Origin of the sequence: Tritonibacter sp. AK171 (genome assembly GCF_030127025.1) — a bacterium.
Classification (GTDB): domain Bacteria; phylum Pseudomonadota; class Alphaproteobacteria; order Rhodobacterales; family Rhodobacteraceae; genus Epibacterium; species Epibacterium mobile.
The window spans coordinates 1529410-1549461 of sequence record NZ_CP126134.1; the positions used below are offsets into that span (position 1 = coordinate 1529410).

The 20052-nt window shown below is 59.2% G+C and carries 18 protein-coding genes and 1 pseudogene; 6 read left to right on the top strand and 13 right to left on the bottom strand.

The window, feature by feature from the left end; genetic code table 11:
* Positions 1–31: 31 nt before the first annotated feature.
* A complete protein-coding gene (locus QNI81_RS07265; protein ID WP_283967828.1) occupies positions 32–1045 on the top strand; it encodes a calcium-binding protein in 1014 nt (337 codons plus the stop codon).
* Between the two features lie 91 nt (positions 1046–1136).
* Here the strand turns inward: QNI81_RS07265 and QNI81_RS07270 are convergent, their stop codons facing one another.
* From QNI81_RS07270 to QNI81_RS07320, 11 genes are all read right to left on the bottom strand, one after another.
* Complete coding sequence (locus QNI81_RS07270) at positions 1137–1916, bottom strand: enoyl-CoA hydratase-related protein (protein WP_126137067.1); 780 nt, start codon at positions 1914–1916, stop codon at positions 1137–1139.
* Between the two features lie 72 nt (positions 1917–1988).
* Entirely contained in the window at positions 1989–2549 is a 561-nt protein-coding gene (locus QNI81_RS07275) for a DUF2087 domain-containing protein (protein ID WP_283967829.1), read from the bottom strand.
* Positions 2550–2723: 174 nt separating this feature from the next.
* Entirely contained in the window at positions 2724–3191 is a 468-nt protein-coding gene (locus QNI81_RS07280) for a cytochrome c-type biogenesis protein (RefSeq protein WP_283967830.1), read from the bottom strand.
* Positions 3188–5152 carry a heme lyase CcmF/NrfE family subunit gene (locus tag QNI81_RS07285; RefSeq protein ID WP_009178976.1) on the bottom strand — a complete coding sequence of 655 codons (1965 nt, stop codon included), beginning with the start codon at positions 5150–5152 and terminating at the stop codon, positions 3188–3190. Before QNI81_RS07285 ends, QNI81_RS07280 begins: the two co-directional genes overlap by 4 nt.
* 75 nt (positions 5153–5227) lie before the next feature.
* Entirely contained in the window at positions 5228–5764 is a 537-nt protein-coding gene (locus QNI81_RS07290; RefSeq protein ID WP_283967831.1) for a holin family protein, read from the bottom strand.
* Positions 5765–5774: 10 nt separating this feature from the next.
* Positions 5775–6383: a holin-associated N-acetylmuramidase gene (locus QNI81_RS07295; protein ID WP_283967832.1), complete on the bottom strand. Its 609-nt coding sequence runs from the start codon at positions 6381–6383 to the stop codon at positions 5775–5777.
* 143 nt (positions 6384–6526) lie between these two features.
* Positions 6527–6970 carry a cytochrome c maturation protein CcmE gene (gene ccmE, locus QNI81_RS07300; protein WP_114963589.1) on the bottom strand — a complete coding sequence of 148 codons (444 nt, stop codon included), beginning with the start codon at positions 6968–6970 and terminating at the stop codon, positions 6527–6529.
* 13 nt (positions 6971–6983) lie between these two features.
* Entirely contained in the window at positions 6984–8012 is a 1029-nt protein-coding gene (gene argC, locus QNI81_RS07305; RefSeq protein WP_114963588.1) for an N-acetyl-gamma-glutamyl-phosphate reductase, read from the bottom strand.
* 85 nt (positions 8013–8097) lie between these two features.
* Complete coding sequence (locus QNI81_RS07310; protein WP_283967833.1) at positions 8098–8907, bottom strand: glutamate racemase; 810 nt, start codon at positions 8905–8907, stop codon at positions 8098–8100.
* A 30-nt stretch (positions 8908–8937) separates the two neighbouring features.
* Positions 8938–9816 (bottom strand): lysophospholipid acyltransferase family protein, encoded by an 879-nt coding sequence (locus QNI81_RS07315; protein ID WP_283967834.1) that lies wholly within the window; start codon positions 9814–9816, stop codon positions 8938–8940.
* A gap of 139 nt (positions 9817–9955) precedes the next feature.
* Entirely contained in the window at positions 9956–13375 is a 3420-nt protein-coding gene (locus QNI81_RS07320) for an indolepyruvate ferredoxin oxidoreductase family protein (RefSeq protein ID WP_283967835.1), read from the bottom strand.
* A 168-nt stretch (positions 13376–13543) separates the two neighbouring features.
* Between QNI81_RS07320 and QNI81_RS07325 the strand changes: the two genes are divergently transcribed.
* The 5 genes from QNI81_RS07325 (at position 13544) to grxD (ending at position 18331) form a co-directional block, all read left to right on the top strand.
* A complete protein-coding gene (locus QNI81_RS07325; RefSeq protein ID WP_005612069.1) occupies positions 13544–14449 on the top strand; it encodes a LysR family transcriptional regulator in 906 nt (301 codons plus the stop codon).
* Positions 14450–14920: 471 nt separating this feature from the next.
* A complete protein-coding gene (purL, locus tag QNI81_RS07330) occupies positions 14921–17086 on the top strand; it encodes a phosphoribosylformylglycinamidine synthase subunit PurL (protein WP_283967836.1) in 2166 nt (721 codons plus the stop codon).
* A 278-nt stretch (positions 17087–17364) separates the two neighbouring features.
* Positions 17365–17601 (top strand): BolA/IbaG family iron-sulfur metabolism protein, encoded by a 237-nt coding sequence (locus tag QNI81_RS07335; protein ID WP_005612075.1) that lies wholly within the window; start codon positions 17365–17367, stop codon positions 17599–17601.
* Between the two features lie 8 nt (positions 17602–17609).
* Positions 17610–17834 carry a hypothetical protein gene (locus QNI81_RS07340; RefSeq protein WP_065331026.1) on the top strand — a complete coding sequence of 75 codons (225 nt, stop codon included), beginning with the start codon at positions 17610–17612 and terminating at the stop codon, positions 17832–17834.
* A 134-nt stretch (positions 17835–17968) separates the two neighbouring features.
* Entirely contained in the window at positions 17969–18331 is a 363-nt protein-coding gene (grxD, locus tag QNI81_RS07345; protein ID WP_065321698.1) for a Grx4 family monothiol glutaredoxin, read from the top strand.
* A gap of 185 nt (positions 18332–18516) precedes the next feature.
* On the opposite strand, the pseudogene QNI81_RS07350 reads toward grxD, so the two are convergent.
* Together QNI81_RS07350 and QNI81_RS07355 are read right to left on the bottom strand one after the other, a co-directional pair.
* Positions 18517–18927, bottom strand: a pseudogene (locus QNI81_RS07350) (cell division protein ZapA); the annotation flags it as partial.
* Positions 18927–19814 carry a coiled-coil domain-containing protein gene (locus QNI81_RS07355; protein ID WP_168593353.1) on the bottom strand — a complete coding sequence of 296 codons (888 nt, stop codon included), beginning with the start codon at positions 19812–19814 and terminating at the stop codon, positions 18927–18929. The pseudogene QNI81_RS07350 and the gene QNI81_RS07355, both read right to left, overlap by 1 nt.
* Positions 19815–20052 lie beyond the last annotated feature (238 nt).

A 20052-nucleotide genomic window follows, 5' to 3' on the forward strand; every position in this document is an offset into this window, starting at 1 on the left:
GGATTTGCGAATAGGCCAGTGGAGTAAACCAATGTTGATGCTTGCAATGATCGGCACGCTTGCCGTTGTGGGCGCGTTCATCGCGCTGGATGATGATGGGGATGACCTCAACGAGGATAACACCCCCGATAACATCTTGAACGGGACCTCAGAAGGCGAACCACTTGACGGCACCGAAGGGCGGGATCTTATTTCGCTCGGTGAAGGGGATGACCGCAGCTTTGGTGGTGATGGCAATGACACCATCAACGGCGAAGAAGGGGCGGACGCGCTCCACGGCGAGAACGGGGATGATGACCTGTACGGCGGCGAAGGAACCGACGATCTCTATGGCGGCGCTGGCGATGACTTCATCTCTGGTGGCGCGGATGCCGATATTCTCGAAGGTGGATCAGGCGATGACCGGATGACCGGCGGCGGCGGCATTGATGTGCTGCGCGGGGGCGAAGGCAACGACACCATGAACGGTAGTCTCGGTCAGGATCTCCTCACCGGCGACGAAGGCAACGATAGCCTCAGCGGTGGCTATGGTTCTGACGGTCTCTATGGCGGCACCGGAGCCGATACGCTTGATGGCGGTGCTGGTAATGATCTGTTGAATGGTGGGGATATGCTGATCGACCCAGCAAGCTCCTCCTCGATTACATTGCGTCAAATGTTCCTTGAGGGCGGCGCACCAAGCCAACTTGGCCTCGCGATTGAAGACGATGGCGAGAGCGACGTCCTGACCGGCGGCGATGGCGACGATACGCTGATCGGCGGTGCGGGTGACATCCTCACAGGCGGTAGCGGCGTGGACGAGTATCGGCTTGGCGATTGGATGGACGCCGGAGAGGCTGCCATCATTCGTGACTTCGACGTGGAAGACGAGGTTGTGTATTATGAATTTTCCGGCAGAGCACCGGATTTGGACTATACCCGTGTCGTTAATTCCGACGGGACATCCGATATCGAAGTGACCGTGAATGGCGAGGTTGTTGCCTACCTCGAAAACGCGGCTGAAGGCTTTGATTTGGCATCCAATGTTCGCTTGGTTCCGGCTTGATCCACACGCCTGATTTCAAAACAAAAGCCGCCCTCAATCGGGGCGGCTTTTTCGTTGTGTCATAATTTTTCGTTGTGTCATAAAAGGTGGCTCAGCGCCCCTCAAAATCCGGTTTGCGCTTGTCCACAAAGGCGGTGACGCCTTCCATAAAATCCCGACTGCGGCCCAATTCGCCCTGCAAATGCGCCTCCAGTGACAATTGATCAGGCAGGCTGTTGTTGGTGGATTGGCGCAGTGCTTGCTTGATTGCGCCAAAGGCCTTTGACGGCCCGCTGGCCAGATAGGATGCCCGCGCGCGCCAATGCGCCGCAAACTCCGCATCAGGCACCGATTCCCAGATCATGCCCCAGTCGCTGGCCTGACGGGCCGAGATCTTATCCGCAAACAGTGCCGCCCCCATCGCCTTGGCCAGTCCCATCTGGCGCGGCATGAACCACGTCCCACCTGCATCCGGCATCAGCCCGATCTTGGCAAAGGCCTGCAGGAAATAGGCACTCTCATTGGCGATCACCACATCCGCAGCCAGTGCCAGATTGGCGCCTGCACCAGCGGCGGGTCCGTTTACCGCAGAAATCGTTGGCACCGGACAGTTGTAGATCGCCTCCAGCATGGGGGTATATTCATCGCGCAGGGTGCGCTCCAGATCGATTTGGTTGCCGCTGGAGGATGCATCTTTAAGATCCTGACCGGTGCAAAACGCATTGCCCGCCCCGGTCAGGACCACCGCACGCGCCTCGGCTGCGGCCGCTTTCATCGCATGGGTGATCTCCGCCCGCATCTGGCTGGTGAGCGCATTCATGCTCTGCGGGCGGTTCAAGGTCACGGTCGCCAACCCGTCTGCAAGCGAATACTGAATGTCGCGGTAGTCCATGCGTGAAATATCCCTGTTCGAGTTATGCGCATGTTGACCTAAGCATCCGCCTGCGAAAAGACAAACGCCGCGTCAGGCAATCTGTGGCTTTTCTTGCGTTTTCTGCCGCTCTGCGAGCAAGGACAGCAGCGCCGCGCCATGTGCATCCATCGGTGTTTCCACCCGCGCATAGTCCGACCCATCGCGATTGCGGGTCAAAAGCTGCATCTCGATCAGGCTGCGCCGGATCTGAGCCGCATCGTGAAAGCTGCAGTGCTCGTCAATCAGCGCCGAGATTTGCCGCTCGCTCCAGCGTTCCCGGGCCGGCAGTCGCGCCCAGATCACCCAGAGGCACAGCTCGCGCACCCCGCGTTTTGTCGGCCAGCTTTCCCAACGTCCACGACTGTCGAAATAGCGCGCCGCCCGCGCGATGCGCTTGTGGTCAATCTCTGGCGTGGGCGGGTTCTGACTGCGCAGGTGCTGGAAATTGCGATACCCCGCGGCGCGGGCCACATGGTTCAGCATCTCCACATGGCCTGGTGCCTCGGTGAGGGCATTGCGCAGCTGTTTGGCAAAATCTGACACATCAGAAATGGTCAGGCGGATCACATCCTTGGACATCATGTCCTCCATATATCTCAGGATGCCGGGCATGGCTCAGGCCATACGGATGTCCGCCCTTGTCCAAAGGCACCCCGATCAGGAGTCCAATGACATGATGTGTAACGCAGGTTTAGCGCGTGGCGGAGCCTTGGTGAACTGCGGACCAAGCTCTCTTTAGCAAAATGTGTAGATCGAGGCAATCCGCCCGCGTCTCGCTAACAGATGTCAGTCCTTGAGGATTTCCTTGAGGCGCGCCTCTTCTTCCTCTGTCAGGCCTTTGGACTCTGCCCCGCCCGCCGCCGTGGCGCGTTTGCGCAGATACAAAAGTGCGATCAGCAGCGCCAGCACCAGCATCACCGGTCCCGCCGCCCAGAGAATCCAGTTGGCCCCGCGCACGGTCGGTTTCAACAGCACATATTCGCCGTAGCGATCCACGATGAAGTCTACGGCCTCTTCATCGCTGTCTCCCGCCACCAGACGCTCGCGCACCAACAGGCGCAGGTCGCGGGCCAGATCGGCGTTGGATTCATCGATGCTTTCATTGCGACACACCAGACAGCGCAGCCCTTCCGAGAGGGTGCGTGCGCGCTCTTCCAGCACCGGATCGTCCAGCACCTCATCCGGCTGCACCGCATAAACAGGCGACAGGCTAAGGAGCAGAATTGCAAGACTTGCCTTGATGAAACGTATCATTCGGCGGGCACTCCCCGCGCGGGGGCTTTGCGTACACCGGCGGCGACGCGGAACCGGCGATCTGAGAGGCTTAGCAATCCGCCAAGCGCCATCAGGAGACAGCCCCCCCAGATCCAGTTGGCAAAGGGTTTGATATAGGTGCGCATGGTGAAGCCGCCGCTGTCCTGCGCATCGCCCAACACCACATAAAGATCACGGGTGAACCGGTAATCAATCGCCGCCTCGGTGGTGGGCATCTGCGCCACTGGGTATACCCGCTTTTCAGGCCGCAGAGTGGCCACCTTGCTGCCGTTCCGCGATACCTCAACCACGCCCATAGTGGTGAAATAGTTGGGGCCGCGCCCCTCTTCGACCGAGGTCAGCACCATATCGTAAGAGCCAACACGGAAGGGCTCATTCAGGTTGGCGACACGGATGTCCTCGGTCTGCCATGCCGTGAGTCCCGCGATGGCAAAGATGGTCACACCAAGCCCCGCATGGGCGACGGCCTTACCCCAATCCGCGCGCGGCAGACGCATCAGACGCGACAGGCGGTCAGAGCGCCCTGCCCGCTGCAACAGATCCGTTGCCGCTCCGCTGACGATCCACGCACCAAGCATCGCGCCAACCGGGCCAAGCAGGCTCTTTTCGGTTTGCATCGTCCACGCCAGCCCGGCAACCGCCAGCGCCAGCGCAATCCCGTAGCGCAGGGTCCAGAGCGTCTTGGCCCCTTTGCCCCGTTTCCACGGCAGCATCGCACCAATCGGCAACAGCACCCCAAGCGCCACCATGAAGGGTGGGAAAGCCGCATCAAAGAACGGCGCACCAACGGAAAGTTTGCGGTCAAACGCCATTTCGGCCACCACTGGCCAAAGCGTGCCAACAAAGACCACAAAGCAGCTCACCGCCAGCAACAGGTTATTGGCCACCAGCGCGCTTTCGCGGCTCACCATGGAGAAGACACCTTTGGCCTCCATCGCCTGAGCGCGCAGTGCAAAGAGCAAGAGCGCGCCGCCGGTGAAAACAGCAAGGATCGCAAGGATCACCACGCCGCGCTCCGGATCATTGGCGAAGGCATGCACCGAGGTCAGCAATCCAGAGCGGACGATAAATGTCCCGATGAGCGAGAACCCAAAGGCGAGGATCGCCAAGAGGATCGTCCAGCTCTTCAGGCTCTCGCGCTTTTCCACCACGATGGCCGAATGCAGCAGAGCCGCCGCCAGAAGCCACGGCATGAAGGAAGCGTTCTCGACCGGATCCCAGAACCAGAAGCCCCCCCAGCCGAGCTCATAATAGGCCCACCACGATCCCAGCGCGATGCCGATGGTCAGGAAGATCCACGCCGCCAAGGTCCAAGGCCGCACCCAGCGCCCCCATGCCGCATCGACACGCCCCTCAATCAGGGCCGCGACCGCGAAGGAAAACGCCATCGAGAGGCCCACATAGCCGAGGTATAGAAATGGTGGATGGAAGGCGAGGCCCGGATCTTGCAGCAGCGGGTTCAGATCCTGCCCGTCAAAAGGCGGATTTACCAGCCGCAGGAACGGGTTGGATGTAAACAGGATAAAGCCGAAAAACGCCACGCCAATCGCCGCCTGCACACTTAGCACGCGGGCCTTCAGTGTCGGCGGCAAGCCACCACCAAACACCGAGGCCGTGGCGCCAAAGAGGCTCACGATCAGCACCCACAGCAACATGGAGCCCTCGTGATTCCCCCATGTGCCGGAAATCTTGTAGAGCATGGGTTTGGCGGAATGGCTGTTGAGCGCCACAAGCCGCACCGAGAAATCCGAGGTCACAAAAGCCCACATCAACGCGCCAAAGGAAAAGGCGGTGAACAGAAACTGCGCCTGTGCGGCGGGTTCTGCGACGGCCATCCATCCGGGCCAGCGGTTGTGCGCGCCAATTAGGGGCACGACCATCTGAACGATGGCGATCATGAAGGCTAGGATGAGGGCGAAGTGACCGAGCTCTGTAATCATACTTGCTTCTATATCCGTCTCAAAGATCATCGCCAATCACATTCGCCCGCGTCCCCGCGCCGCAGGGGGTGGGCTTCATGCGCCGCGATTTTGATGCCATTCCACGAGCGCCGGATTATCAGCACTTTCATTTTCTATTTTGTTATCAGAGGATTGCGAGACTTTTTTCAGCTGCTCGATATTCTCGACCGCCTGCGGCACCCGCGCAAGACTGCGTGCAATGCCCTCCTGAAAGGCCTGTGTCTTGGCCTGACTGCGCGCGCCAAAGTAAAACGACACCACGATCCCCAGGAGCCACCACAGGGGTTCGGGCACTAGCGCAACACCCTGCATGCGGGCTGCAAACCACAGCGGGTCCACCATCGCCGCAACCATCAGCCCCAGCGTCCCCAGCGCCAGCATCGGACGCGGCAGACGGTTGACCCCATCCATGAAGCGATCAAAGCCGCTTTTCTGCCCTGCAAATTCGGCTGCGAACTGCGCCAGTGCTGCGCCTTGCAGGTCATGCGCCCGCACCGCCGCCTGTTCGCTGTTTTCGCGAAAGACCTCTGCGGTCTCGCGGATCACATTGCGCCGATTGCCAAAGAGCATCTCCCAAAGTGATGAAAACATGGAACCTCCTTCACGACCAATGCGCTGTGCGGGACTGAAACTCTGCCGGGGTCATGTGATAGCGCGGCGCGATGAATTCCTCGGCACGACGAATCCAGCCGCCCTTGCCGCCTGCGCGGGTGCGGGCATATTTGCGGCTGCGCGGGCGGCGATCCGCAAGTTCGAAGTAGTAGTTCCGGCGCGCAATCCCATAGGCATTGACCAGTGCCTCCATATTGACCTGCCCCGCGGCCTGCGCCGCCTTGGCCGTCTGCGGCCCCATGGCGCCATCAACCCGCAGGTCATAGCCCATCTCGCACAAAAGCTCTTGCAGGATGCGCACGGCGTTAGCGCCCGCGTTGACATGCATGTCAAAGACGCTGGCCTGAAGCGGCTCTGGCAGCAGATGCAGACGTGGGCGGCGGAAGTATTCGCGCAGGAAAATTTCTTCGGCCTGCGCGCGATCCAGCGCCTTGACGTCACGCCGATCCACCGCGCCGTCACCGGTCAGATCGAGGCCAAGCTGGCGCAGCGTGTGAATGGTGACCCCATGTTTGGTCGCCCCGCCGGGATCATCGGGGTCATCCACATAGCCACCTTCACGGGCGACAATCTCTCGGGCGATTTTTGCGACATCCATGCAAGATCCTCCAATCGGGAACTGGCAGGAAGACTAGCGTTCGGACCTTGAGATCAGGTGCGGGCGGCGTGCGCCAGATACGCAACGCGCCCGTGCGAAGACCGCCGGGCGCGTTATAAAACCAGAGACATGCCGAGAGAAAATCAGCTCTCGTCCTCGCGATAGACACCCTGTTCCTTTAGGGCATCCACGACTTCCTTGGGCATGTAGGTCTCATCATGTTTTGCAAGGATTTCAGAGGCTTCAAAGACACCGTTGACATAACGCCCGGTGCCCACCATGCCCTGATTTTCCTCAAACAGATCCGGCAGCACCCCGGTAAAGGTCACCGGCACGCTGGCCCCGCCATCGGTCACGGAAAACAGCACCGCCTCGCCTTGACCGCGTTGCAGGCTGCCTTCTTCGACCAAACCACCGATGCGGAAGGTCTCGGTCGGTTCGGGCGGCGTCTCCATCACCTGACTGGGCGAGCGGAAGTAGTTGATGCCATCGCGCATCGCATATCCGATGAGCGCCGTGGACCCGATCAGGGCCACGGTTGCAAGCGCTATGATCTGGATTCGCCGCTGCTTCTTCAGGGACTTCATCTGGACCTCTTGTTCAAGGGAACAGCGGTGCCATCATCAGCCCGGCTGTTTCCTCTTCACCTAACATCAGGTTCGCATTCTGCAAGGCCTGACCGCTGCTACCTTTTGTCAGGTTATCAAGCGCCACGATGACAATCGCCCGCCCGTCGATGCGATCCCCCGTCACCCCAATATGAACGAAGTTGGAGCCGCGCACGTGATGGGTCGAGGGGGCCTCACCAAAGGGCAGCAGCTCGACAAAGGGCTCATCGGCATAGGCCTTCGCAAAGGTCTCATAGATCTTTTGCGCATCGCCCTTGACATAGGTGGTCGCCAAGATTCCCCGGTTCACGGGCAGCAGATGCGGTGTGAACTGAACCTGCACGGGACGCCCCGCCAGCAGAGAGAATTCCTGATCGAACTCGCCCTGATGCCGGTGGGTGCCGCCGATGGCATAGGCGTTGTAGCCCTCGCTCAGTTCCGCGTGCAGCAGGTTTTCCTTGAGCGCACGCCCGGCGCCGGAGACCGCGCATTTCATATCCAGAATGATCTCATCCAGATCAATGACGCCCGCCGCGATCAGCGGCCGCAGGGCGAACTGCCCGGTTGCGGCGTTGCAACCTGTACCCGCCACCAGCCGCGCCGATCTGATCTCGTCACGGTAGAATTCGGTGAGGCCATAGACCGCCTCTTTTTGCTGCTCCAGCGCCGCATGCGGGTTGCCGTACCATTTTTGATAGGCGTCAGGGTCGCGCAGCCGGAAATCCGCCGAAAGATCAACGATTTTCAGATCACCGGGCAGTTTGGCGATCACCTCCTGGCTGGTCTTGTGCGGCAGCGCGCAGAAACACAGATCGATCTGCGAAAAGTCGATTTCCTCGATTTTGCAAAGGGTTGGCAACGAAAGATGACGCAGATGCGGGAACACATCTGCCATCTCCATGCCCGCCTTGCGCTCGGCGGCGAGGGCTTTGATGGTGATGTTTGGGTGCTGAGAAATCAGCCGGATCAGTTCTGCGCCGGTGTAGCCGGACGCACCAAGGATTGCCACGTTATGGGTCATGTCGAGACCTCGAATTGTTCATGTGTCAGTAGGGCCTGCGTCAGTCGCAGACAGGAAATCAGGTTGGACGTGAGGGTATAACCCCTCAGGCCGCGTCAAAAGTGATTTCTCGTCGCAAGAACTGCGTCGCGCGGCTGCTGACACGCCCGGCATTACCGGTGGTCAGATAGCCTGCGGCACCGCCGCCGATCATATCGGGACGACGCTCAAGATAATGCGCGAGGCTGTCAGCCACCAGACGGCCCTGGCTGAACACCTGCACATCCGGCCCCAGCGCCTTTTGAAAGATGTCCTCCATCAGCGGATAATGGGTGCAGCCCAGAATCGCCGCCTCGGGACGGGGCATCTTGCGCAACAGCGCGTCGACGTGGCTTTTGACCAGCGCCTCAGCCAGGATCATGTCGCCCTCTTCAATGGCGTCAACAACGCCGCCGCAGGCCTGCGCTTCGACGTCGACGCCAATGGCGCGGAACGCCAGCTCGCGCTGGAACGCGCGGCTTGCCACGGTGGCGGGGGTTGCAAACAGCGCTACATGTTTCACGGCCACCTCACGCGGGGGCGAATTGTCGCCCCACTGGCGTTCGGTCAGCGCCTCGATCAAGGGCACAAACACGCCAAGCACCCGCTTACCCTCGGGCACGCCCGCCTCCTGCATCCGCCGCAGGGCCGCCGCCGAGGCGGTGTTGCAGGCAAGGATCACCAGATTGCAGCCGCGATTCCACATGTCGTGCACGGCCTTGTGGGTCAGCTGATAGATATCTTCGGCATCGCGCACCCCATAAGGCGCGTGGCTGTTGTCGCCATAGTAGAGGAAATCCACATCCGGCAGGCGCTTTTGCGCCGCATCCAGAACCGTGAGACCACCAAGACCGGAATCAAAAATACCAACTGCCATGTCACACTGCCTTTGGGTGTGCGGACCCGTTCAGGCCCGGTGTTTTTCTTCGAACTCGAACCCGTAGTCATAGGATTTGAGCGGTGTTGGAGACAGCTCATACGTGGCTTTGCGCAGGAAATCCATCATTGCTTTGGAGTCCTTGGCCAGCGGGTCCAGCACATCACGGCCAATCGGGTCGCCGACCACCACCCGGACCGGGGTGCCAACGCGCTTTCGAAACTCCTTGATCAGAAGCCCCATACGCAGCGTGTAATGCAGATGCGAGGCAATCTGAAACAGCCGCGAGGTATGGCCGTCAAAATACAATGGCACCACAACCGCATCGGATTTGGCCACCATCCGCGCGGTAAAGCCGCGCCAACCCGGATCCATCGGATGGGCAAAGGGTTTGGACGCCGTAGAGACTGTGCCGCCCGGAAAGATCCCAATCGCGCCACCCTGCCCCAAGTAATCGAGCGCATCCTTGCGTGTTTGCAGATTGACCTTCATCGCCTCTTTGGTTTCAGAAAAATCGATCGGCAGGATCACCTTGTTCAGATCCTCAGCCTTGCGAAACACCTGATGCGCCAGAATGCGAAAATCCCCCCGCGTGCGCGACAGGATATGCCCCATCATCAGCCCATCAAGGATACCGTAGGGATGGTTTGCGATCAGGATCACCGCCTTGTCGCGCGGGATATTGTCGAGACTGCCACCCACCACATCAAGGCTGAGACCGTAGCGTTCGACGATCACGTCCCAAAAACTGCGCCCCGAGGCCACCTCGGAATCATAGCCCTTGGCGCGCTTTATCAGCCGCAAACGACCGGTGGTGTTTTCCATCAGGCGGATCATGATCCGACCCGGCCGCGTCTCGGCGGAGTGGGAATAGGAAATATCGCGCGCGATATGGCGACGCTCAAGCATGTCTTTGTGATCTCCGTAAAGACAAGAATATTATGCCTGAATGACAGGCCTCGGCCTACCTAAGGCTGGGCGCGCATTTAGCCCAGCCTTGGTAACACATTCATGACATCCACTCAAAACCTGAGTGGCGCATCCTGCCTTATTCAGCGGCTGATTTCAGCGCATCTGGCCCCTGTTTGAGCGCGATCAGCAATTCCTCGCGCCGTTTGGCGGCTTGCTGTTCGCTCTTTCGCTTGACAGGGCCAAAGCCGCGGATCTGCAGCGGCAGCTCCGCCAAGGCCACAAGCGCATCCCTATCGACGCTCTCTGCTTTGGGCAGCCACGCTTTCATGTCGGCCTCATATTGCTTGATGAGTGCGCGCTCCATCTTGCGCTCGGCTGTGTAGCCAAAGAGATCAAGCGGCGTACCGCGCAGGGATTTAAGCTTGGCGAGGATACGGAACAGCCGCTCCGTGCTTGGGCCAAATTTGCGCTTCTTGGGGCGACCATTGGCATCCTTGCCACCCAAGATAGGCGGTGCGAGATTGTAGGAAATCTTCAAATCGCCCTCAAACTCCGCTTCGGCTTTTTCCCGACTACTCAGCAAAAGTCGCGCAACCTCATACTCGTCCTTATAGGTCAGGAGTTTGTGATAACCCTTTGCGACAGCTTCCTTTAGTCGCACATCAGAGATGCTGCTCAGCAGCTTGTCGTAGCGTTTCACCAGCCGCTTTCCTTGATATTCCACCAAGCGTGCGCGGCGATAGGCGATCTTATCATCAAGCGATTTTGGCAGCTGCACCACGCTGGGCGTCAAGAGGCGTTCAGCATCCTCCGGATAGAGCACCGCCCAGCGACCAATATCAAAGGCACGCAGGTTTTTCTCAACCGCCGCACCGTTCAGCGCAATGGCCTGTTTGATCGCATCAAAGCTCACCGGGATCAGACCCCGCTGCCACGCCGCGCCAAAGACCATCATGTTGGAGAAAATCGAATCTCCCATGCTGACACGCGCCAGTTCCGACGCGTCAAACAGGTCCACCCGGTCCCGCAATCGCGCCTGAAGGGCGACCTGCAACCTATCGCTTGGTAAGGAGAAATCCGTATTTCGGGTGAATTCCCCGGTGATGATTTCATGGCTGTTCACAACCGCGCCCGTGCGCCCGGTGGAGGTCAGGCCAAGGGTTTTCGCCCCCGCGCTCACCACCAGATCACCGCCGATCAGCGCATGCGCCTCGCCGGTGGCCACGCGGATGGCGCTGATGTCTTCGGGACGATTGGCAAGGCGGCAATGGATATGCACCGCGCCACCCTTCTGAGCGAGGCCCGCCATTTCCATCATGCCCGCGCCCTTACCGTCAATCTGCGCCGCCTGCGCCAGTACCGCGCCGATGGTCACAACGCCGGTGCCGCCAACGCCGGTGATCACCACGTTATGGGTGCCGTCGATCGCGGGCAATTGCGGCTCGGGCAGATCCGGCAGCTCCAGACTGGCGGTTGCGCTCTTCTTGATCCTAGCGCCCTCAATACTGAGGAACGACGGGCAAAACCCGTTGACGCAAGAGAAATCCTTGTTGCAGCTGGATTGATCAATCGCCCGTTTGCGGCCCAGTTCGGTCTCTTTCGGCACGATGGAGACGCAGTTGGATTGCACGCCGCAATCGCCGCAGCCTTCGCAGACGTCAGAGTTGATGAACACCCGTTGATCCGGGTTCGGGAACAGGCCCTTTTTGCGGCGGCGGCGTTTTTCTGCGGCGCAGGTCTGGATGTAGATAATGGCCGAAACCCCCTCCACATCCTCGAACTCACGCTGAACCTTCATCAGGTCTGCTCGTTCATGCATCCGCATGCCGCTTGGGAACAGCTTGGCGTCCACGTCTTCTTTTTCGTCATAGACCACGGCGATGGTCTTCACCCCCATCGCGGTCAATTCATGCGCGATCTGATGCGCCGTGAGCCCCCCTTCGGCCTGCTGGCCACCGGTCATCGCCACCGCATCATTATAGAGGATCTTATAAGTGATATTGGTGCCCTCGGCGAGTGCTGCGCGGATCGCCATCACCCCAGAGTGGTTGTAAGTTCCATCGCCAAGGTTTTGAAAAACATGGCGTCTTTTGGAAAACGGTGCCTCACCGATCCAGTTGGCACCCTCACCGCCCATATGGGTAAAGCCGACCGTCTCGCGGTCCATCCACTGCACCATAAAGTGACAGCCGATGCCCGCGTAAGCGCGCGCGCCATCCGGCAATTTGGTGGAGGAGTTATGCGGGCAGCCGGAACAGAAATACGGCAGACGCGCAGCGATTTCCTCGGCATTGTCAGCCCGTCTCGCATCATCGAGCTGCGCCAGACCCGCGCGGATCGCCTCGGCGTCGCGGCCTTCTTCGATCAGGATATTGCCCAGTTTTTCCGCAATCATGATCGGGTCGAGCGCGTATTTTGTTGGAAACAGTTCCTCGCGGTGCATGGTGCCCGCACCGCCCTTGTACCAGCCATAAACCCGACGCCCGCGCCGGTCGTCAAAGATCGCTTCCTTGATCTGGATCTCAATCAGCTTGCGCTTTTCCTCGACCACCACGATCAGGTCCAGCCCCTCAGCCCAAGCGTTAAAGCCTTTCATATCCATCGGCCATGTCTGGCCCACTTTATACGTGGTGATGCCCAGACGCTCGGCCATGTTTTCATCGATATTCAAAAGGCTTAGCGCATGAACCAGATCCAACCAGTTCTTACCGGCGGCGACGAAACCAATCTTGGCACCGGGTTTACCCCAGACCCGTTTGTCCATCTTATTGGCGTGGCTGAAGGCCTCAGCCGCGAACCGTTTATGATCGATAATGCGGTCTTCCTGACGAAAGCGGTCATCGTCAAGGCGGATGTTCAAACCATCGGCGGGCAGATCGATGTCCGGTGTCTTCAGCGCAATCCGGTTCGGATCGCCATCCACCACGGACGTGACCTCAATCGTATCCTTCATCGTCTTGAGGCCAACCCATAGGCCGGAAAACCGTGACAAAGCATAACCATAGATGCCGTAATCCAGAATTTCCTGTACGCCTGCGGGGCTGACAATCGGCAGGTAGCAATCCAGCAAGGACCATTCGGATTGATGCAGCACGGTGGAGCTTTCACCGGTGTGATCGTCGCCCATGGCAACCAGCACGCCACCGTGTTTCGAAGACCCCGCCATATTGGCATGGCGCAGCGCATCGCCAGAGCGGTCCACCCCCGGCCCCTTGCCGTACCACAGACCAAAGACGCCGTCGTATTTGCCCTCACCGCGGATTTCCGCCTGCTGCGCCCCCCAGAGCGCGGTGACGGCGAGATCCTCGTTCAGACCGTATTGAAACGTCACGTCAGATTGCGTCAGCAGCTTCTCTGCGCGCTTCATTTGCATATCAACCGCACCAAGCGGCGAGCCGCGATACCCGGTGACCAAACCAGCCGTGTTCAGCCCCGCAGCCACATCACGGGCCTTTTGCATCAGCATCAAACGCACCAGCGCCTGAGTCCCGTTTAGCAAAATTGGTGTCTTTTCCAGATCGTAACGGTCATTGAGCGAGATCTTTTGCGTGCTCATCCGGTCCTCCTCAACCATGACTTGCTAGCATTTTGACCAGATAATAGGTCATAAGTACTGACCTGTATATCAGATTGTTTAAAGTTTCGGTGTCAGACTCCGGTAAGGTTTGAAACTTAGCCTCATCATCATGTAGTTTGAGGCAAAGAGGCAGAAAGAGTAAAAACAATGGATTGGGACAAGCTCAGGATCTTTCACGCGGTTGCGGACGCAGGCAGTCTGACCCATGCGGGCGACCGGCTAAATCTGTCCCAATCTGCCGTTTCTCGGCAAATTCGGGGCCTTGAGGAGAGTTTGAACGCAACTCTCTTTCACAGACACGCCCGCGGGTTGATTCTGACCGAGCAGGGTGAACTGCTGTTTGACGCCACCAAAACGATGGCAAAACGTTTGGAAACCGCCTCCGCACGGATTCGCGACAGCGAAGAAGGCGTGTTTGGCGAATTGCGCGTGACCACCACCACGGGCTTTGGCACATTGTGGCTCGCGCCACGGCTGATCAAGCTCTATGAACAATACCCCAACCTCAAGATCGATCTGATGCTGGAGGAACGGGTGCTCGACCTGCCGATGCGTGAGGCCGATGTCGCGATCCGTATGAAAGAGCCAAGCCAGGCCGACCTGATCCGCAAGCGGCTGATGACCGTTCAGATGCGCCTTTATGCGTCGCGCGGCTATATTGATAAATTCGGCTGGCCGGAAACCATCGAGGAAATCTGCGACCACCGCCTGATCTGTCAGAGCCTGCGATCCGCGCAAGTCGGGTCTGCTGCGGTCATGGTGCAAAAGCTGATGACGCATAACCCAAAATCCATGCTCACGGTGAACAACTACTTCGGCGTGTTGCAGGGGGTGTTGCAGGATCTCGGGATCGGGGTGCTGCCAGACTATGTGACAGAGGATTTCCCCGATCTGGTGCAGGTCCTGCCCAATGAGGATACCAATGGCGTGCCCGTCTATCTCGCCTACCCAGAAGAGTTGCGTCATTCGCAGCGGGTTTCCGCCTTCCGTGATTTTGTACAGAACGAGATCATCGCCCACCGTAAGCACATGAAAGAACTGGGCAAAATATAACTCTCAGCTGCATTATATGCGTGGCGCGCAAAAGCTATGCATATAGTGCATGGCAGGCTTGAGTTAACATGTGTTTCAAAACACTTGCGGCAGCGCAGCAGGCACCCTAAATGACCCTCATGGAGACGCGGCAAGCGCCGCACTTCATACCTCCCTGTTGGACTACGGCCGAGCTTAGTGCTCGGCCTTTTTTTTGGCCCTTTGTCTGCCGCCTGTTTGACCAGAGCATGTGACGACTGCGTGGCTTTTGTCCTTGTTTGTCGTGCGCGCACTGTCCGCGCCAGACAAAAACGCCAACCTCGCAGGAATTGCAGAACGACACAGGCGCGATGCCCTATGTTCAGGCAAGCGGCGCAAGATTTGCCCAAGGAACGGGCATTTTCTGCACGTCGATGATGCCCCCTTCCCCCGCCGCGGGCGTTGCTCTAAAAGGCCGACAACATGAAGCGACCCGGGGGGCCATCTAGCGCCATGCAGGAACCAGCCATTACGCCTGAAGTGATCGAAAACCACGGACTGAAACCCGATGAGTACGATCTGATCCTTGAGATCATTGGCCGCGAGCCGACCTTCACCGAGCTCGGCATTTTCTCCGCCATGTGGAACGAGCATTGTTCCTATAAATCATCGAAGAAATGGCTGCGTACCCTGCCGACGTCCGGCCCGCAGGTGATCTGTGGCCCCGGCGAAAACGCCGGTATCGTGGACATCGGTGATGGCGACGCGGTCGTCTTCAAGATGGAAAGCCACAACCACCCCTCCTACATCGAACCTTACCAAGGTGCCGCCACCGGTGTTGGCGGCATTTTGCGTGATGTCTTCACCATGGGCGCGCGGCCGATCGCCTCGATGAACTCGCTGTCCTTTGGTGAGCCTGCGCATCACAAGACCCGTCAACTGGTGAACGGCGTGGTCGAGGGCGTCGGCGGCTACGGCAACTGTTTTGGTGTGCCTTGCGTGGGCGGCGAAGTGCGCTTTCACCCCGCCTACAACGGCAACTGTCTGGTGAACGCCTTTGCGGCGGGCCTCGTGAAGACCGACATGATCTTCTATTCCGCCGCCTCCGGTGTGGGTATGCCGGTTGTGTACCTCGGCGCCAAGACCGGCCGCGACGGGGTTGGTGGTGCGACCATGGCGTCGGCAGAGTTTGACGACACCATCGAGGAAAAGCGCCCCACTGTTCAGGTCGGCGACCCTTTCACCGAGAAACGCCTGATGGAAGCGACGCTGGAGCTGATGCAGACCGGTGCCGTGATCTCCATTCAGGACATGGGCGCGGCGGGTCTGACCTGCTCCGCCGTGGAAATGGGCGACAAGGGCGGCCTTGGCGTGCGACTGGATCTGGAAAAGGTCCCGCAGCGCGAAGCCGATATGACCGCCTACGAGATGATGCTGTCGGAATCGCAAGAGCGCATGCTGATGGTGCTGAAGCCTGAACTTGAGGCCGAAGCCAAAGCAGTGTTTGAGAAATGGGACCTCGATTTTGCCATCGTGGGCGAAACCATTGCCGAAGACCGCTTTCTCATTATGCACAACGGCGAGGTCAAAGCGGACCTGCCGCTGTCGAAACTCTCCTCCTCCGCGCCAGAATACGACCGTCCATGGATTGAGGTCGAGGCCCCCGAAGCGCTTACGGATGCGGATGTGCCGACCATTGATCCCATCGATGGCCTGAAGGCGCTGATCTCCAGCCCCAACTATGCCGGCAAACAGTGGGTCTATGAGCAATATGACACCACCGTGATGGGCGACACCGCGCGTCGTCCGGGTCTGGGTGGCGGCATGGTCCGCGTGCATGGCACCGACAAGAAACTGGCGTTCACCTCTGATGTGACCCCGCGCTACGTCAAGGCGAACCCGATCGAGGGCGGCAAGCAGGCCGTGGCCGAAGCTTATCGCAACCTCTGCGCCGTCGGGGCCAAGCCGCTGGCGACCACCGATAACCTCAATTTCGGCAACCCCGAAAAGCCCGAGATCATGGGCCAGTTTGTTGGCGCACTCAAAGGCATCGGCGAGGCCGTATCGGCGCTGGATATGCCGATCGTTTCGGGCAACGTCTCTCTTTATAATGAGACTGACGGTCAAGCGATCCTGCCCACCCCCACCATCGGTGCGGTGGGTCTGGTTGCGGCGGGTGAAGAGCCGATCCTTGGCGAGGCCCGCGACGGTCACGTGCTGCTGCTGGTGGGCGAAACCACCGGTCACCTCGGCCAGTCGGCGCTCCTGCACGAGGTCTTCAACCGCGAAGATGGCGATGCGCCTGCGGTGGATTTGGAAGCCGAAAAACGCAACGGCGAATTCATCCGCAACAACCGCGATTTCATCAAGGCCTGCACCGACATCAGTGATGGCGGACTTGTATTGGCTGCGTTTGAAATGGCCGAGGCTGCCGGTGTTGGCGTGCAGATCGACGCAAGCGACACCCCGACCCTCTTTGGTGAAGATCAGGCGCGCTACCTCGTGGCCTGCAATTTTGATCAGGCCGAGGCACTGATGATTGCTGCGGGCCAGGCAGCTGTGCCGTTGGAAACGGTTGGGAAGTTCACCGGTGACACGGTCAAAGTCGGCGGCTCCGAGGCCACGCTCGAAGAGCTGAGCCAGATCTTCCGCACAAGCTTTGCCGAAGCCGTCGCCTGAAGTAAAAGAGCGGGGAAACTCCCGCGCCCCCAGGTGCCTTAGCTGTTGCTAAGCCCCCTTGGCGGCCTTGGGCCCGGCACCGTGCCCGCGCGGTGCCGGGCCCAACTGTGTTGGGCGGGCCCCCTTGGGGCCAGTCCATAAGCAGGCGGGAGCGCCCCCCGTCCCGTTTCACATCGGTCGCGACAAAACAGACCTTACAATCACGGTAGAGTTGCTTGCGTCCCTCGCATTGCAGCCCTACATTTTGGCAAAAGAACACCACAGCAAGGATGCGCCCCATGCCAATGCAGGCCCATGAAATCGAAGCCCTCCTGCGCGAGACCTTCCCGGATGCGCAAATCGAGGTGGGCGGCAGTGATGGCGTTCACATGTCCGCCATGGTCATCGACGAGAGCTTTCGCGGCAAGAACCGCGTGCAGCAGCAGCGCGCCGTTTATGCTGCGCTCAAGGGCAAGATGGATGGCCCCAGCGGTGAGCTCCATGCCCTCGCCCTGACCACCAAAGCGCCGGAGTAGTATCCGGTATGGAGGCAATCTGGATCATAGGCGGCGCAATTGCGATCTTTGTCGCGGTCGTCCTCTTCTCAGATATTCTCCATATTCGCGAGAAGCTCAGACAGCGCCGGATGCCGCCGTTGACGCCCGAGGAACAAGAGATGCTGCATGAAAAAGAAGAGCGCATGCAGGATATGTTGGAGCGCGCGCAGCGCCGTCATACCGGAGATTTCTTTACAAAACCATGGCGTTAGATCGGCAACAGATATTCAGCTACGCTGATCTAAAACCGCAATGATACCGAGCGCTGCAGCCTCGTTGCTCGGACCCAAAACCACAGTTTTCCGCGGCTCTATGAACCGGGGGCCAGACCGAAAGGACCAATACCATGACCGACGCGAAGACCCGCATCGATGAAACCGTCAAAGCCAATGATGTTGTGCTTTATATGAAAGGCACCAAGGAAATGCCGCAGTGCGGGTTTTCCTCGCGCGTGGCGGGCGTGCTCAACTACATCGGCGTCGATTACACCGACGTCAACGTGCTTGCGGATGAGGACATCCGTCAGGGCATCAAGGAGTATTCCGACTGGCCGACCATCCCGCAACTCTACATCAAGGGTGAGTTTGTCGGTGGCTGCGACATCATCACCGAGATGACCCTATCTGGCGAACTCGACGGTATGTTTGAGCAAAACGGCATCAGCTTTGACAAGGATGCCGCAGACAAGATCCGCGAAGCCAACGCCTGATCTATTGCCCACGCAGAACAAAAAAGCCCGCTAACCTCTCGGTGTAGCGGGCTTTTTATCGCGGGCAGCGATCTTTCTTCAGATCAGACTTGCTCGGAAACTTCGTCTTCGCTGATCGGGTCGGAGGCAAGTGCGTCATCCTTCACGCCAGTCTCCCCCTCTTCCTCGTCGTCATCATCGTCGGGTGCGGCTTTCTCTTCGATTTCACCGGCCAGCGCCTCGGCACGTGCTGCCAGCTCCGCCAATGTTTCGGCAACCTGCGGCGGCACCACGGGAACCTCAACCTGTTCGGCAGGCGGTGGCGGCGCATTGCGCAGCTCTTCAAGCTCGGCCTCACGCTCTGCGATAAGGGCGTCTTTTTCTGCGATCTTGGCTTCGACTTCCTTGATCCGATCCTCGACCGCAGCGGTTTTATCCGCAAGCATGAGGCCAGCCATCAAGAGCATGCGCGCCTCGGGCATACGCCCGATCTGGTCCGACAGCACCTGCGCCTCATCGTCGAGCATCCCTGCCGCCATCTCCAGAAAGCTCTGTTCGCCTTCCTGACAGGACACCACAAAATCGCGGCCTCCGATGTGAATTGTCACTTCCGGCATCAGGCTTCTTCTCCTTCTGGCAGATTGGGGGCAGTGGCAAGAAGCGGCTCAAGGCGTGCCAGCACCGCGTTGACCTCGGCCTGATCGGTGGCACGAGCGGCTTTCAGACCCTCCACCTCGGCTTCGAGGCCAGAGTTTATCAGCGCAGGGTCCGCGACCCCTTCGGCATTTGCCGCACGCAGCGCCGCATTGGATTGACGCAGTTGATCGTTGCTGGCACGCAGGGTCTGCAACTCCCCGTCCAATTCGCTCAGGCGCAGGTCCAGTTCTTCGCTGACACCCTCATCGGCCAGCTCGGCTGTGGCAGGCGCTGCCTCGGCAGCCTCAGCGCGGGCGCGCAGCTCTTCCACTTCGCGGCGCAGGGTTTCCAGCTCAGCTGTATCACCGGCCTCAGCCCCGCCCTCCGCAGCAGGTTGTGCGGCAAGCTGAGCTTGCAATTGTTCATTCTGGGCCGTGGCTTCGCTCAGGTCATCCTCGAGCTTTTCACGCTCACTTGCGGCCTGATTGCGCGCAGCTTCCAGATCTTGTTTCAGACGGGTCACTTCGGCCTTGAGCGCCTCAGCCTCGACCGAATTTCCGGCCTCGTTGCGCAGCAGCTCAAGCTCGGCCTGCATGGCAATCAGATCGTTGGCACCGTCCACGGCGGCAACCTTCTTTTCCATGTCTTCCAGCCGACCATGCAGCAGTTTCAGCCGTTCTTCGAGCTGCGCATTGGCCATTTTCTCATCATCGAGATCCGCCAAGAGCTCCGCATGCTTTTGCATGTCCAACTCTTCCAGCGTCGGCACTGGTCTGTTGGCATGCTTTTGCTCCAACGCTGCGACGCCGCCATATATACGGTGCAGCGCGGTCTGGATGCGGCCCTGTAATTCTTCTAACTGCTCCATGCGTTCCTCTTCACCTCGTCTCCTCAGAACTGCGAACGGAGCCTGTTTCCGTCCAGCACGCCCTGAGCCGATCTTTCGCCGTTTCGCGATGCGTCCTGTTGGGTCATCGGTTCCGGCACACGGTAAACGGACACGAATCAACCCGGCAGCAATCAGCTTCGCTCAGCTTATCGTATGATGGGGTAAAACACCCCCCCATTGCTTTCAAGCACTTGCGCAGTCTAGTTACGGGCAGCTT

Excerpts from the sequence above, each read along its gene's own strand:
- QNI81_RS07285 (WP_009178976.1), bottom strand. The coding sequence starts at position 5,152 with ATGATTACAGAGCTCGGTCACTTCGCCCTCATCCTAGCCTTCATGATC.
- QNI81_RS07320 (WP_283967835.1), bottom strand. The coding sequence starts at position 13,375 with ATGAGCACGCAAAAGATCTCGCTCAATGACCGTTACGATCTGGAAAAG.
- QNI81_RS07270 (WP_126137067.1), bottom strand. The coding sequence starts at position 1,916 with ATGGACTACCGCGACATTCAGTATTCGCTTGCAGACGGGTTGGCGACC.
- QNI81_RS07295 (WP_283967832.1), bottom strand. The coding sequence starts at position 6,383 with ATGGATGTCGCAAAAATCGCCCGAGAGATTGTCGCCCGTGAAGGTGGC.
- QNI81_RS07355 (WP_168593353.1), bottom strand. The coding sequence starts at position 19,814 with ATGGAGCAGTTAGAAGAATTACAGGGCCGCATCCAGACCGCGCTGCAC.
- QNI81_RS07280 (WP_283967830.1), bottom strand. The coding sequence starts at position 3,191 with ATGATACGTTTCATCAAGGCAAGTCTTGCAATTCTGCTCCTTAGCCTG.
- QNI81_RS07290 (WP_283967831.1), bottom strand. The coding sequence starts at position 5,764 with ATGTTTTCATCACTTTGGGAGATGCTCTTTGGCAATCGGCGCAATGTG.
- QNI81_RS07315 (WP_283967834.1), bottom strand. The coding sequence starts at position 9,816 with ATGCTTGAGCGTCGCCATATCGCGCGCGATATTTCCTATTCCCACTCC.
- argC (WP_114963588.1), bottom strand. The coding sequence starts at position 8,012 with ATGACCCATAACGTGGCAATCCTTGGTGCGTCCGGCTACACCGGCGCA.
- QNI81_RS07265 (WP_283967828.1), top strand. The coding sequence starts at position 32 with ATGTTGATGCTTGCAATGATCGGCACGCTTGCCGTTGTGGGCGCGTTC.
- purL (WP_283967836.1), top strand. The coding sequence starts at position 14,921 with ATGCAGGAACCAGCCATTACGCCTGAAGTGATCGAAAACCACGGACTG.
- QNI81_RS07275 (WP_283967829.1), bottom strand. The coding sequence starts at position 2,549 with ATGCCCGGCATCCTGAGATATATGGAGGACATGATGTCCAAGGATGTG.
- QNI81_RS07325 (WP_005612069.1), top strand. The coding sequence starts at position 13,544 with ATGGATTGGGACAAGCTCAGGATCTTTCACGCGGTTGCGGACGCAGGC.
- QNI81_RS07340 (WP_065331026.1), top strand. The coding sequence starts at position 17,610 with ATGGAGGCAATCTGGATCATAGGCGGCGCAATTGCGATCTTTGTCGCG.
- QNI81_RS07310 (WP_283967833.1), bottom strand. The coding sequence starts at position 8,907 with ATGGCAGTTGGTATTTTTGATTCCGGTCTTGGTGGTCTCACGGTTCTG.
- QNI81_RS07335 (WP_005612075.1), top strand. The coding sequence starts at position 17,365 with ATGCCAATGCAGGCCCATGAAATCGAAGCCCTCCTGCGCGAGACCTTC.
- grxD (WP_065321698.1), top strand. The coding sequence starts at position 17,969 with ATGACCGACGCGAAGACCCGCATCGATGAAACCGTCAAAGCCAATGAT.
- ccmE (WP_114963589.1), bottom strand. The coding sequence starts at position 6,970 with ATGAAGTCCCTGAAGAAGCAGCGGCGAATCCAGATCATAGCGCTTGCA.